Origin of the sequence: Microcoleus sp. S13C4, from assembly GCF_036700865.1 — a bacterium.
Lineage (GTDB): Bacteria > Cyanobacteriota > Cyanobacteriia > Cyanobacteriales > Microcoleaceae > Microcoleus.
Genome location: NZ_JAUBPS010000006.1, coordinates 119,812 through 134,979, shown reverse-complemented (window position 1 = coordinate 134,979; position 15,168 = coordinate 119,812). Strand labels below are relative to the sequence as shown.

The following is a 15,168-nucleotide window of genomic DNA, read 5'->3' as shown; positions in this document are numbered from 1 at the left end:
CAAATGCTAAAACTTCGTTGTGCTTACCTCAACGATCTCTTGGCCATTTGAGGCTTTTGCAAAACCGGGATGCTCCCCTTACGAACAGGCGATCGAGATCTTTGAACAACTCCAAATGTATCCTGACAATGCTTGGGTTAATGCTCACTTAGGAGCAAGCTATTACCATGTGATGGATTATGGGAAAGCAGCACTTTATTTACAGAAAGCGATCGACAAAAACGATAGGTATTTCTGGGCTCATGCACAGCTAGGTGAAACCTATCGTCTTCGAGCAATTACGGAAAATAGCAGAAGGCCAGAATATGTTAAATTAGCTATAGATAGTTTCCAAAAAGCGCTTGATGCTAAATCGCCAGAAAGCTGCAACTATGCGTGGGCATTAGCTCACTTGGGGGCAACCCATCGCCTGTATATAACTAAAGGTATCATCCACTTCCTGAAGGAGCCGATATCTCAGCAACCTAATCCAGAAAATTCTTGCGGAAAAGAAAACATAAAACAACACGCAAAAGACGCTTTGAAATGCCTTAATAGAGCGATTGAACTCATGCCTACATACGCTTGGGCATGGGGTATGCGATCGACAGTTTACAGATTGACTCAAGACTACGAAAATTCATTCTGGGATTTGGGAGTTGAAGCTGTAATAGCTCCCAGTATGGAGATTATGCAACAGTCTTCTTCTCCCGTTCCATTCTTGAAAAGTGGCAGGGTAAATCTTTACGAACACGCTTTCTTGTCTTTTTATTTGACCAAGAAACAATCACACCCAGAGGATAAAAAAAGCCACTACATTAGGGCGATCGCTTTTCTCCAACAAGCTTTGATACTTAGTCCAGGTGACTTGATGGCTAAGCTAATTCTCACAATAATTGAGGCTCACCAAAAGAAGGAAGAAAGAGGGTCATTAAAACCAAATGAAATTAAAAATATTCAAAGAAAATTAGAGCAGTTTTTTGAAGATACAGAAGTGGAGTTTTGTCACAAATTTAAAAAGGTATTACGACATCAAATTAATGTTCCAGAACCCTCAGTTAGTATAGAACAGTTGAAATGGATAAATAGTCATGCTGAGGAGGGACATAAATTAAAGAAGCTTGTTTTAGAAGATGTGATAAAACAACCTGATTTAGGTGTAAAAAAAGCAGAGGCACAATTATGGCTATGGGAAAACTTTGCACTGACAGAGATGTGGAGTTATATTCTTTTCTTTCTTGCCGAAGTAAGCCATCTTCTGGGAAACAAAAGTAATATTGGTACAGAAACGGCTTATCTAGAGCTTGCATTCCTCATCAATCCTTACTACGTTACAGAAAGGCTTTATCAAACTCCAGTGTTTTCACATGAAGACAGAGCAAAGATATTTAAAAAGTTGCACGATGAGGGAATAGTGTTAAAATTTTCTGAGCCCAATTAATGAAACCCTTAATTGCCAGAAAATCAACTGAAAAAATTAATGACGATTAGTTTAGTTCTTCACTGTTCGCGACCTTAGAGATTTAGGAGAATATCCCATGAGTAACCTATTGGATTTATTAACAGATTTAGCACTTGACACGAAGAAACAAAGTGCTTTCCTCAACAACCCCAGTTCCTTAATGGAAGAAATGGGTTTAACTGAAGCAGAACAGACTGCAATGATGAGCGGTGAAAACGCTAAAATTGCCGCAATCTTTGCAGAAGAACGAGTGTCGATCGCCTATACTTTAGCCGATCCCGGACCCGATCCCTTGCCAGATCCCGATCCTTTTCCTCCTTCTCCACCGTCAGACCCCGAACCCGACTCTAACTAGGATGTGGTATTGAAGTCAAACCACTAAGAATTTTCTACACTTGGGAAAGTAGATTGATATTTTATAAGCTCAAACCGCACTTGTTGCGGTTTTTTATCCTCAAAACCTAACTATGCAAAATTACCAAATTACTGAAAAACTGCATGAGAGCAGTAACTCGTTAGTCTATCGCGGATATCGGCAAGCAGACAATCTGCCTGTTATCCTCAAAATGCTCAAACAAGCCTATCCTTCACCTGAAAAAATTGCCTGGTTTAAGCGAGAGTATGAAATAACCCAAAACATTAACTTACCAGGCGTAATAGGTGTTTACAGCTTCCAAAACCTAGAAAATCAGTGGGTAATTGAGTTAGAAGATTTTGGCGGCGAATCCCTCAATCAGATAATCGCTAAGAAAAAATTTACAATTGCTGAATTTCTCCATCTGGCAATTGAAATTGTTGAAATTCTCGGTCAGGTTCACCAGCAGCACATCATTCATAAAGATATTAACCCATCAAATATTGTTTTCAATCAGCAGACAGGTAAGCTGAAGCTAATTGATTTTGGAATTTCCACCACCCTGTCGCGAGAAAACCCAACCTTTCTTAACCAGAACATATTAGAAGGAACGCTGGCTTATATCTCGCCAGAACAAACAGGTCGCATGAATCGAACAATCGATTACCGCACTGATTTTTACTCGCTGGGGATAACTTTTTATGAATTACTAACCGGACAGTTACCTTTCCCCACGAATGATGTTTTGGAATTAGTGCATTGTCATATTGCTAAACAACCTACCCCACCGCACGAACTCAAACCAGAAGTTCCACCAATTATTTCGGCGATCGTGTTGAAATTAATAGCCAAAAATGCTGAGGAACGCTACTTGTCAGCATATCAAATAAAGGCAGATTTACAAGAATGTCTCAGACAGTGGCAGAGCAAAGAGCAAATTGATCCTTTCCCAATTGCTCGGCACAATATTTCCGATCGATTTCAAATTCCCCAAAAACTGTACGGGCGAGAACGGGAAATTTCTGCCCTATTAGCTGCTTTTGAGCGAGTTAGCCAAGCAACCAGTGAGATGATGCTGGTTTCTGGATATTCTGGGATTGGAAAAACAGTATTAATCCAGGAGATATATAAGCCGCTGACTAAACAACGCGGCTATTTTATTTCTGGTAAATTTGACCAGTTTCAACGAGATACTCCCTACGCATCCTTAATTCAGGCATTTCGTTCATTAGTACGGCAGTTACTAACAGAAAGCGATGCCCAAATTAGCAAGTGGCGAGAGAAGTTACAAGCGGAATTAGGGGAAGCAGGAGGGGTAATCGTTGAAGTTATCCCGGAATTAGAACTAATTATTGGTTCGCAACCACCCCTACCAGATCTGCCTCCAGCAGAACCGAGGAATCGCTTTAATCTGGTTTTTCAAAAATTTATTAATATATTCACTCAGCCCGAACATCCGTTAGTAATTTTCTTAGACGATTTGCAGTGGGCAGATGGAGCATCGCTGGAATTAATTCAACTGCTGATGACAGTAGCAGCTCGTAAATATCTATTTTTTATTGGCGCATATCGCGATAATGAAGTAAGCTCGGCACATCCGCTAATTCATACATTGGAAAATATTGAGAAAGCCAAAGCAACAACAATTAATAAAATATTCTTGACACCTTTAGCCTTAACCGATATTACGCAACTTTTAGTTGATACACTTTTTGCGGAATCAAAAAATGCTAAGCCACTTGCCGAATTGCTGCAACAAAAAACTGGTGGCAACCCGTTTTTTATCAATGAATTCTTAAAATCACTGCATTCTGAAGCATGGTTGTATTTTAACTACGAATCTCAGCAATGGCAGTGGGACTTAGAACAAATCAAAGCGCAACCGCTTACAGATAACGTTTTAGAACTAACGAGCAAAAATTTAAAAAAACTCCCGACACCAACTCAGGCAGTCTTAAAATTAGCAGCTTGCGTGGGGAATCAGTTTGACTTGAAAACACTAGCGATTATCTACGAAAAATCTCTTCAAGAAACAGCAACAGATTTACGGTCAGCACTCCAATCTGGTCTAATTATACCCCTCAGCCGTGATTATCAGTTGGCGGAACTTGATGTAGCAGGTTTGTCCGAGCGATTGGTTGCAGAATACAAATTTGCTCACGATCGCATTCAACAAGCAGTTTACTCTCTCATCTCCGAAGCAGATAGACAGTCAGTACACCTGCGCGTGGGAAGGTTGTTACTCCAAAACACATCATCTGAAGAATTGTCACAGAAGCTGTTTGATATTGTCAATCAGTTAAACAAAGGCCGCACGCTAATCGCTCGACAAATAGAGCGATACGAGTTAGCTCGATTAAACTTACAGGCAGGTAAAAAAGCCAAATCTTCAGCAGCTAGCCAACCCGCTTTTAATTACCTTCAGATCGGCTTAACTTTGTTAAATAAAAAGAGTTGGTCGCAGCAGTACAACCTTACCTTAGATTTGTATTTAGAAGCAGCAGAAACAGCTTATACAATTGCCAACTACGATGAAATGGAGCGCTTAGCTGGGGTAGTTTTGCAAAAAGCCCAAACGCTGTTAGACAAAGTAAAAGTCTATGAAATTAAAATACAAGCTTATTGCGCCCAAATTAAATACCTAGAGGCGATTGAAATTGGGCTAGACGTTCTGAAATTACTTGGGGTAGAATTACCGCAACGACCGAACCAATCCGATCTGACGCGAGAGGTAGAGCAGATAAAATCTGCCTTAGCGGGTAGGCAAGCCCAGGAGTTAATCGACTTACCGCAAATGACCGACCCTTATAAACTAGCAGCTATGCGAGTAATGAACTACTTGTTGAGTCCTGCGTTTGTAGCAATTAATCAACTGAGCTTGTTAATTTGGTCCCGACAGGTAAATTTATCGATTCAGTATGGTAATGCTGCTGATTCTGCTTATCCATACGTAGGTTATGGACTGATCATCTGCTTATCAGGAGAGCTTGATGCTGGTTATCAGTTTGGCCAACTTGCTTTGAAGTTAATAGAACGGTTCAAAGATAGAACATTCAAAACAAAAACTTATGCAGTGTATAAGCTATGTCTCAAGCATTGGAATGAACCTCTCAGAGACACATCTTCTTTTTGTATGGAAGCTTATCAAAATGGGATAGAAATTGGAGATCTTGAATATGCTGCTAGTGTTAGGCATAGCTATGCTTACGCTTTGTACTTCAGCGGTGTGGATCTGATCGATGCCAAGAAAGAGATGGCGAAAGCCCTTGAAGTTACTTATCAAACTAAACAGGAAGCATACATTCATTGGGCTCAAATCTATATGCAGGCGATCCTGAACTTGGTGGAACAAGTAGAAAATCCCTGCTGTTTAATCGGTGAAGTATACGATGAACAAAAGATGATGCCAGTTCATCAAGCAGGTGGCGATCGAACTGCGCTCATGCACGTTTATTCTCATAAAGTTCCTCTATGTTATATTTTCGAGGAATTTCAGCAAGCTGTGGAGAATGCAGACCGCTTTGAAGAATACTCAGCTAATGCAGGTTCCTCGTTTATTCTCCCTGTTGTCTATTTGTATGATATGTTAGCCCGACTAGCGCTATATCCTAATTCCTCAGAGACGGAAAGAGAAGAAATCCTGACAAAGGTAGCTGCTAAACGAGAAAAAATGGAAACATGGGCAAAGCAAGCTCCCATGAATTACCTTCACAAATTCTATCTAGTCGAAGCGGAACGCGATCGCGTATTAGGCAACGATAAAGATGCCAGAGAATATTACGATAAAGCCATCATCTTAGCCCGCGAAAACGAATATCTCAACGAAGAAGCCCTCGCCTACGAACTAGCAGGCAGGTTTTATTTAGCCAGAAATCAAAATCATGTTGCCCGTCACTACCTGCAAGATGCCCACTATGCCTATCAGCGTTGGGGGGCTGTAGCTAAAGTCAAAGATTTGGAAGCGCGATACCCGCAATTTTTAGCTCTTCAGTCGCTTAGTTCAACCCGAACAGATACTGAAAATAATATCATCAATCCAATCACCACAACTGGTAGCAATTCCGGCGAAGCGCTAGATTTTGCCGCAGTAATGAAAGCATCCCAAGCTATCTCCGGTGAAATCGTTCTCGAACAATTGTTAAACCAGGTGATGAAAACTGTGATTGAAAACGCAGGCGCCCAAAAAGGTTTTCTGATTCTGGATCAAGGCGGAAATTGGGCGATTGAAGCGGAAGCAGCAGTAGAATGCGAGATCATTACCATTATGCAATCCATTCCCGTAGATTCTGTAGATCCTGCAACTGGAATTCCCCTGCTATCAACCGCCATCGTTAACTACGTCGCTCGCAGCCACGAAAATGTAGTATTAAATAACGCCACCGAGGAAGGACTATTTACTGGGGATTCTTACATTACCGCTACTCAACCCAAATCGATCCTCTGCACTCCCCTACTCAATCAAGGCAAACTAGGTGGTATTCTCTATTTAGAAAATAATTTGGCGATCGGCGCATTTACCTCGGAAAGAGTGGAAACTTTAAAAATCATTGCGGCTCAAGCTGCGATCTCAATTGAAAATGCAAGTCTCTACGAACAATTAGAAGATTACAACCGAACTTTAGAGCAAAAAGTAGAAGATCGCACCGCAGAATTAGCCCAAGCTAATACAGAAATATTGAGTTTGAACGAACGGCTAAAAGTAGAAAATATTCGCATGAGTGCCGAACTAGACGTAACCCGCCGCCTGCAACAAATGATTTTGCCTCAACAGCAGGAATTAGAGTCAATAGAAGGGTTAGAAATTGCTGCATTCATGGAACCGGCTGATGAAGTTGGCGGCGACTACTACGACGTACTAAATCACGGCGGTAAAGCCACAATTGGCATCGGCGACGTGACAGGACACGGTTTAGAAAGCGGCGTGTTAATGATTATGGCGCAAACAGCAATTCGCACTTTGTTGGTTCACAATGAAACCGACCCAGTTAAATTATTGCAGACAGTCAACCAAACGCTTTTTGACAACGTAGAGCGCATGAATTGCGGTAAAAGTATGAGCCTTTCTTTGCTGGAATATCGGGGAGACAACATCCTGCGTTTGAGCGGACAGCACGAAGAGGTGATTGTCGTGCGTTCTAGCGGCGAAGTAGAGCGGATTGATACCATAGAGTTAGGCTTTCCCATCGCCTTGGAACCAGATATTGCCGATTTCATTGCTACTACTGAAATACAATTAAATTCCGGGGATGTTGTCGTACTCTACACAGATGGAATTACCGAAGCTTTTGATATGAATCAAAAAGAATACGGTATTGAGCCAATGATTGAACTTATTGCCCTTAACAGGGAAAAGTCAGCAGCAGAAATCAAGCAAGCTATTATTGACGACGTGCGCCGATACATCGGTGAGCAAAAAGTATTTGATGACATTACTTTGGTAGTAATTAAACAGAAGTAAGTATGGGAGAATTTATTAGTCCGACTGTCCGACTGTCCGACAGGGAATGAATTCCCTGCCTCAAAGCTAAAGTCCTCTAAAGAGGACTAATGAGTTTAAAAATTTTTATTCTAATATCGTTTCCGGTTGGGGGGGAATGATAAAGTCAAGGTCGCGCAATTCCACATTCCCCCACTCCCCACTCCCCATCATAAGGAGTGTAACCGGAATTGATATCAGTCCTCTTCAGAGGACTTTAGCTATTAGACAGGGGTTTTAACCCCTGGCGGACTGCCGGGTAGGCGGGAGAATTGATGGACTAAAAGCTTAAGTTGACACGAATGGGCAATGCCGTTTGCCTACGCCTAAATAATCAAGAACACTTAATGAGAGATGTAATTATCACCCGATTAATTCTAGGGAAACAAAACTACCATGTCCTGATTATGCGTAATATAAATTCCGATGCAAGCGGATTTGATATAACTACCCATCTTGTAAGCCTTTCTGCTTGACCCGCCCTAGAACTTACCAATGAATATTATAACCTACATTTGGCGATCGCCAATAGTTTACAAACCGGATATCGGCACAAACTCGTAACCGTAACTCGTGCGATTTCCGGGTTTAACAGTTACTAATTGAACTGCTCGATTGCGATCGCCCGAAGGTAAAAACCGAATCGGGCCCGATGCTCCTTTTGCCGAAAAATCTGACGCCGATAAAGCTTGTTGAATGCCTGTACGAGTTGGATTGCGCCCTAAACCGACAATTAACGCGATCGCCGCATCGTAAGCTAAAGCTGTGCGCCAACTGACTTCAGCATTCCAAAGTTGTTTGGATGTTTGGGGAAAGCTTGACTGCGGATCTGCGAGAATGTGCCAAGGAACTGCCAGCACCATATCTGTTGCTGCCGCGCCACCGATTTGCAGGACTTTAGCAGTATAAACGTCGTCTCCTGCGAGTAAAGGCAGGCGTTTGGCGTTTACTTGCACTACTTGCAAAGCTTGGTCGAGCGTGGCGGTATTGGCTGCTAACACAATCACTTCTGCTCCCTGGGCGATCGCGCTTTTAAAGCTGTCGGTCGCATTAAAATTACCCTTAGCAAAGTCAAATTCCGATACTACTTGTCCGCCATCTCCGTAAAGAGCAGTAGTGAATTCACTTTTTAAAGATTTGCTATAATTGCTAGCAGAATTGAAAAATACAGCAGCTTTTTTCTTTTGCAATTTTGTCAGCATATAGCGAGAAAGAGCATTCGCAGCAAATCGATCGCTCGGCACTGTCCTAAATATATTGCTGCCAATTCCTGAGAGTTGCACAGAGGTACTTATCGGAGAAATTGCTACTAATTGATTTTGCTGGTAAATCTTGCTGGCTGCTAGCGTTGCGTCAGAACTAAAATGCCCGATCACTCCTAAAACTTCAGAGTTATTTGCGAGCGCGCTGGCAATTTGCGAGGCAATCTCTGGGTTGTTGTCGTCGTTAGCAATTAGCACTTTTAATGGAGTACCGCTAATGCCGCCGCTTTGGTTGATTTCATTTTGAGCTTGAGCGACGCCCCGCAGAATTTCTTGAGCACCATTGATATCGGCACCAATGGGAACTGCGGCGGCAATTGTGTAGGATTTGCGATCGCCGATGCGGGCATTGTTGAGGTAAATTAGTGCTTCGGGATCGTTGCGATTGGTTTTCAGCGAAGCTTGTAAGTCGGAAATAGCTGCGTTATAGTTGCCAGATGCGATCGCCTGTACTGCTGCTTGTTTGGTTGTTGTGGCTTGCTCTGGAATTAACAATTTTTGTCCGGCACTCAGACGCTGCCCAATTGCCTGATCTGACTGCGGGGAATTCCCCGTTGGAGACTTGGGAATTGTCTGATTTTGGGGTGATAAACCTCCGAGATTGATGCCGCCTCGGCTTGTGAACCACCAAATACCTGCACAGGCTAGCCCGATCGTAATTAGGAGGGATAATATCAGAACAGCGGTTTCGTTTTTTTGGGACATGGCTGCAGAATTTTAGATTTTAGGTTTTAGATTCAAAGAAGGAAGGAAGTTCGGCAACGAGCAATGGGATGTAAAGCATTTAATAACAAGTTCTCTTTCATTTAATAATTTATGTAGCAATTATGCTAATTCTCATACTTGAGATAGATGATTGTGGGCTGACATATACCTATATTTTAGCAGTTGTTAATTTATTTGAGCTGGATATTATAGAATCTAGCTGTGTAGCAGCTTAGATCCCACTGAGGTTGACTGTGATACCTGCGGATTGTCCCGTCTCTGAGGGTTTGGCTCCTTTACCGTATTTGGCGCTGCTGGGGGTGGGAGGCGTTTCTGGGGTGATTTCTGGTGCTCTTTCAGGCACCGCGTCTCCTGAGTGTGCGATCGGTGGAATGCGATCGCTATGCCGTCATCTAGGGCAACCAGCGAACCCGATATTTTCCCTCCTTGAACAGCTTGCTCGCGGCTACGAAACCTGGACTAAAGAGTCGCTGGCTCATAGCTTGCTTAAGTTGTTGACTGCCGTTTTATTTGCGGTCATACTTCCTACTAAGCTAGAACAATCAGCTAAATATAGTTTGTTGCGATTCCTACTTTATAGGTTTTTTTATGTTGTTTAGCTTTTTGTAAACATCTTTCAGCGTTTTATATCACAATTATTTAATAAATTGTTTTTCTTAATTATATCTTTACTTTTGCCTCCAATCTCGACAGTGGGAGAGTTGTTAATTATCCAGGGGCGGGGAAAGATTAAAGTTTTTTTAAGTTTGGCAAAAAAAACGCAATCTTTTGTAATATAAAGAAGAAAGTTGAAAAAAATATAAAGACAAACTAATTGGATAAAAGTGTCGCTAAGGTAGTAAAAATGACGGTGGGTCAGAGAAAAAGAGTGTTAAGCTAGGCTAAGCTCAGTCAAAGCAAAACCTTGATATTTAATTAAGTTCGATCGATAACAAAGGCTAAGGTAAATTCCATGGCAAACTCAGTTTTAAATCAGCCAAACGCAGCAGCAGGAGTGCAGTGGCAGCCAAAAGATATTATCCGCGGCCTAGTGTGGAAAATTGCGATCGCAACCTGGCTGTTAATGGCTGTAGGCAGCGCCACGCGAGTAATGAATGCGGGGCTCGCTTGCCCCGACTGGCCGCTGTGCTACGGTCAATTAATACCTGCAGCGCAAATGAATTTGCAAGTATTTCTGGAATGGTTTCACCGATTGGACGCTGCGGCAATTGGCTTAAGCGCGATCGCACTTTTAGGACTATCTTTGTTTTACCGCAGCCGCCTGCCAAAATGGCTGCCTTGGGCGAGCGCTGGGGCAGTATTTTTAATCGTTTTTCAAGGCGTATTGGGCGGCTTGACAGTAACACAACTGCTCAGATTTGACATCGTTACCGCTCACTTGGGAACAGCTTTACTGTTTTTTGGCGCCCTGCTAGTCATCGGTTTCATGCTGACTCCCTACGAAGCTACAGGAAATGTCGGCAAATTGGCTTGGGTAAGTTCGATCGCAGCATTGTTAGTTTACCTGCAAAGTTTGCTAGGAGCATTAGTAGGCTCTAGATGGGCACTGCACCAATGTTTGGACTCCTCAGAATTGTGCTCGGTAATGAACAGCCACATCGCCGGTATCGTACCAGCTACAGCAGCGACTTTAGCCGTAGCAGTCATGGCTTGGCGGCAGCCTGCACTGAGTCCAAACTTGCGAAAACTGGCTAATTGGGCGAGTGTTTGCCTAATTGCTCAATTAGTTCTCGGATTAGCAACTTTCCGGCTGCACCTTCAGGTAGAACCGCTGACAGTCGCCCACCAAGCAGTCGGTGCTGCTTTGCTGGGAACCCTGATAGCTTTTAGTGTTTTAGCTTGGCGCGATCGAGTTTTATCAGCTTGAGAGATAAGACTAAAGTAAGAGGCGGCGGGTTTATTAATCCTTGTAGCTACACCAAATATTTCTCGTAAAACCCGCCACTCCAACCTAATGACTAATGACGAATTCGCAAATAATTACTAACAGCTTACAACCGATGCAAGAAATCCTTACCAACGACAGCCCCCGCCTGCACGAAAACTTTTCGCAAGTTGTGAAAAGTTACTATCAACTAACAAAACCCAGAATTATTTTACTGCTGCTAATCACCACCTCAGCAGGAATGTGGATGGCCGCCAAAGGAGAAGTAGACCCGCTATTGCTGGTATCAACTATTACTGGAGGCGCTTTAGCTTCCGCGTCGGCGAATACTATTAATTGTGTCTACGACAGCGACATCGATTATATTATGGAGCGCACCCGATGGCGGCCGATTCCTTCGGGGCGTGTCAAGAAGCGCGATGCTTTGATATTTGCGATCGCCCTAGCTACAATATCCTTTACATTGCTGACAGTTGTTGCCAACTTATTAGCGGCATTGCTAGCGATGTCAGGCATCGTTTTCTACGTCCTAATTTACACCCACTGGCTGAAGCGCCACAGTGTCCAAAACATCGTCATCGGCGGTGCAGCAGGGGCGATTCCCCCGCTAGTTGGGTGGGCTGCGGTGACGGGAGATTTGAGTTGGGGTGCGTGGCTGCTGTTTGGGATTATATTCCTGTGGACACCGCCGCATTTTTGGGCATTAGCAATGATGATTCGCGATGAATACAAGGAAGTAGGCGTCCCGATGTTACCCGTAATTGAGGGCGACGAAGAGACAGCCCGCCAAATTTGGATTTACACCCTATTGATGATTCCTGCAACTTTGCTGCTAGTTTATCCCCTGCATTTAGCGGGCGCGGTGTATGCGGGAACAGCTATTTTCCTCGGTGCTATTTTTGCCCAAAAAGCTTGGTTGCTGTTGCAGACTCCAGAGGATAAGATTGTTGCGCGATCGCTCTTCAAATACTCTATTCTGTACCTGATGCTCTTGTGCGCTGGAATTGTGGTTGACAGTTTACCTGCGACTCATAATTTTACTACGGCTCTTGTACAAAATGTGCAAACTTTGATTAGTGCAGTTGTGATGTAGTCTTTTGTTAAATAGTCCTTATTAAAATAAAGCCCGCACCTTGCGGGTTTTGTTTATGGTAAAATAGTGGTAGTGATTTAATAGGTGAAAATTCCATAGAGGCGAACCGATCGTGAACTGGAAAGCACACATTCACTCAAATCCTAAAATTCTGCTTGGCAAGCCTGTAATTAAGGGAACACGAATATCCGTGGAGTTCATTTTAGGGCTATTTTCAGAAGGTTGGACGCAGCAACAAGTTATCGAAAACTACCCAACGCTTAATGCTGAATCTATCCAAGCGGTGTTTGCTTTCGCGGCGGAGTGCCTCAAAGAAGACGTATTTTACACGCCTTTACTGTTTGCTGAGGCAAGTTAATGCGGATGAGGAAGGGGTGATTTTGACGTTCGAGCGCGCTTACGGCGAACTCATTTATCGTTTGCGACTGCGATCGCCAAGAGGTGTCATTTATTTGCGGTTTCGTCCTCACACGCGGGAAGAACCAGCATCAATATTGTTAAATTTATTACAGACCGAAGGATTGTAATTTGAGGAACGGTTTACGGTGGTGGAGGGCGATCGAATTCGTCAACGCCCCCTACCGTAGTTATTGCTGGAAGCAAGTAGTTGTGTCGATTGAGGCAGGCTTTGGGTGACGATCTTTCAGAGTATTGAGCTTGAAGTGGCGATCGAGGATTTATATCGCGGTGTGAGTTTGGGGTGATAAATTGAGTTGCCCCCAGACTTCAACCACAAAGTCATGCGCGAAACTTGTCATATTGCTGATTGACATATCTGTTTGGAAAGAAGATCCATCAAGTCTGTTTGGAAAGAAGATCCATCAAGGATAATGGGATAGGGGGTTGATGGACAGCTTGCCCTAGAAAAAGCCGAAAAACCCAAAGTGGGAGTGATATTCAGATTATTCGGCTACCTCAGCTTTAAAGGTTCGGTTACTACGACAAAATCTTTTGTCAAGACAGATGGTGGTGCGTTAGATTAATTACATCACACGCATCCTATTTAGAAGATTATATGAAACAAGAATTATCCGAACTAATTAAACACTCTTATTCAGAAAAGGAAGCCTCCAAATACGTTGAATATAGCTTGACTCAAAAAGATTATGACTTAATAGTAGATTCAGCCAAGAGTGTTTTGGATTATTTTCCATCAATCCATAATTGCTGCGTTCAAATGAGTGCACTATGGACAATCTTGATAAGAGACCATACGGATATACCTGTTCATATGGTTGCTGGTAACCTAGATATGATGGGCAGGCGTATATTTGGTAATAATATGAACGCTCATGATATGAGCAAAAGCTTGTCTGAATCTAATTTAGATTGGGATGGTCATTGCTGGGTGGTTTTTGGCGACCGTATTGGAGATATTTCTCTATTTAGAACTGCTTACTCGGAACATACTCCAGAATGGTTGGGGGAGATGATTCGTTCTAAGTTTGGTGAGGATCGAGGAATGCTGTTAGCAACTCCAAGCAATTTGTTAGAGTATGGTTTGGTCTACACTCCAAGTTACGTTCTCCAAGATTCAGAGATTACAGATTTGGCTAGATCTATTGAATTGATAGTCAATCAGGAGAAAAGAGGTGAATGACAAGTTACTCCCATACTTTCGGGACATATTGACAGTAGCGCCGAGGCTTTAGCAGTCCTTAATTCATAATTAATGTGCTACAATTGTAATACAAACTTGACTCACTTATGATCTTATGATGAACCTCGAACGTAAAACACATAGAGATGGCAACTTACACCCTAAAGCATTTAATTGTCTAAAACTTCTCGATGAAAGCTTTACCTATCATAACGATCACACCCAACGGCATCCATTCTCAATCTACAGTCGCTCACTACAGAAAGTAATGCAGTCTTTCAATGCTGTTCTGGATGAAATCGATCAGATTTCTACGGCTTTGTTTAATGCTGAGGGAAATTTAGATTATCCTTTAAAGAAGCTGCCTGATTTACAAAAAGAATTACTACACGCCTTACAATCTCACATTGATGATTGCTATTGGATTCTTAAAGTTATTCACCCATATGATAGCAATGTTCAGGAAAAACATCCCGACCGTTGGTTGGATAAGGTCAAACACCCTGCTTATAAGCCTTTTCATAATGCAATCAAGGACTACAGAGAATCATTTGCTCCTATTGTTAATAAGATTAAACACAATGGTGGTCAATTGCGTCCCATAATGATGTACTCAAGGGGACGTGGCATAGTTGCACGTACTGTAGATAAAGGTATTCAAACTTTTCCCAAAAATGCTCGTATTGTTGGGTATTTTCTAGAGGGGATGCAACCTAATGGACGTATAGGCCCTGATTGTGAGATTCATCGCGATGGTACAACCGCTATTTCCTTAAATCGTGACCTACGTTATCACTTTGCAAATCTCTACCGAGTTGGTGATCATTTGAGGGCTGCAATTGCCAGAACGGTTCGTCACTTTCACGAAAAAAAATTGCCTCGCGATGTCGCTGTTAATGATACCGGCTCCCAATATGATATAGAGTCAATTGCAGAACGCGTCAGTAAGCTGCCACCTCTATTCTTTGAGAATGAGTTTTCTAAGAAAACACCAGATATTAAGTTCCACCGTCATAACAGGAATGCAGATTTGATTTTGGAGGTTCCTGGTTCTCAGTATATGACTTGGGAGGGAGAATTAATGATACATTATGAAACACAAGTAGATGCTGTTTGCCCTTACTATCAACTTCCTTACAGGTAAGTCAGGAGCGTTTGGAATTCCATACCCGGAATGCCTAACAACGAAATAAAATTGTCTAGGTTGGGTTTCGTTCCTCAACCCAACCTAGGTGAATTTTAATTTTTAGCCTTAACTGAACTGTATTAGTTCATCACCAATTCGGACTAAAAACCAAAAGCGATCGCCCACACCAGTCTTGTTATTATT

At 42.6% G+C, this 15,168-nt stretch carries 11 protein-coding genes; 10 read left to right on the top strand and 1 reads right to left on the bottom strand.

Going from position 1 to position 15,168, the window contains the following annotated elements:
- The first annotated feature begins 19 nt into the window (after window positions 1-19).
- The 3 genes from QT996_RS05025 (at window position 20) to QT996_RS05015 (ending at window position 7,254) form a co-directional block, all read left to right on the top strand.
- Complete coding sequence (locus QT996_RS05025) at window positions 20-1,420, top strand: hypothetical protein (protein ID WP_333044965.1); 1,401 nt, start codon at window positions 20-22, stop codon at window positions 1,418-1,420.
- A gap of 97 nt (window positions 1,421-1,517) precedes the next feature.
- Window positions 1,518-1,796, top strand: a complete 279-nt coding sequence (locus QT996_RS05020) for a hypothetical protein (protein WP_333044964.1) — start codon at window positions 1,518-1,520, stop codon at window positions 1,794-1,796.
- 112 nt (window positions 1,797-1,908) lie between these two features.
- Window positions 1,909-7,254, top strand: coding sequence for an AAA family ATPase (locus QT996_RS05015; RefSeq protein ID WP_333044962.1), 5,346 nt, complete (start codon window positions 1,909-1,911; stop codon window positions 7,252-7,254).
- Window positions 7,255-7,805: 551 nt separating this feature from the next.
- On the opposite strand, the gene QT996_RS05010 is transcribed toward QT996_RS05015, so the two are convergent.
- The gene (locus tag QT996_RS05010) at window positions 7,806-9,239 is read right to left on the bottom strand and encodes an ABC transporter substrate-binding protein (protein WP_333044960.1); all 1,434 of its coding nucleotides are present in this window, start codon (window positions 9,237-9,239) and stop codon (window positions 7,806-7,808) included.
- 254 nt (window positions 9,240-9,493) lie between these two features.
- Between QT996_RS05010 and QT996_RS05005 the strand changes: the two genes are divergently transcribed.
- From QT996_RS05005 to QT996_RS04975, 7 genes are all read left to right on the top strand, one after another.
- Window positions 9,494-9,859, top strand: coding sequence for a hypothetical protein (locus QT996_RS05005; protein ID WP_333044959.1), 366 nt, complete (start codon window positions 9,494-9,496; stop codon window positions 9,857-9,859).
- A 353-nt stretch (window positions 9,860-10,212) separates the two neighbouring features.
- On the top strand, window positions 10,213-11,127 hold the full coding sequence (locus QT996_RS05000; RefSeq protein ID WP_333044957.1) for a heme A synthase: 915 nt from the start codon (window positions 10,213-10,215) through the stop codon (window positions 11,125-11,127).
- A 133-nt stretch (window positions 11,128-11,260) separates the two neighbouring features.
- Window positions 11,261-12,238, top strand: a complete 978-nt coding sequence (locus QT996_RS04995; protein ID WP_333044971.1) for a heme o synthase — start codon at window positions 11,261-11,263, stop codon at window positions 12,236-12,238.
- A 112-nt stretch (window positions 12,239-12,350) separates the two neighbouring features.
- Window positions 12,351-12,596, top strand: coding sequence for a DUF433 domain-containing protein (locus QT996_RS04990; RefSeq protein WP_333044956.1), 246 nt, complete (start codon window positions 12,351-12,353; stop codon window positions 12,594-12,596).
- Window positions 12,597-12,618: 22 nt separating this feature from the next.
- Complete coding sequence (locus tag QT996_RS04985; protein WP_333044954.1) at window positions 12,619-12,765, top strand: hypothetical protein; 147 nt, start codon at window positions 12,619-12,621, stop codon at window positions 12,763-12,765.
- A gap of 488 nt (window positions 12,766-13,253) precedes the next feature.
- Window positions 13,254-13,838: a hypothetical protein gene (locus QT996_RS04980; protein ID WP_333044952.1), complete on the top strand. Its 585-nt coding sequence runs from the start codon at window positions 13,254-13,256 to the stop codon at window positions 13,836-13,838.
- A gap of 115 nt (window positions 13,839-13,953) precedes the next feature.
- Window positions 13,954-14,982, top strand: a complete 1,029-nt coding sequence (locus QT996_RS04975; protein ID WP_333044951.1) for a hypothetical protein — start codon at window positions 13,954-13,956, stop codon at window positions 14,980-14,982.
- Window positions 14,983-15,168: the final 186 nt, after the last annotated feature.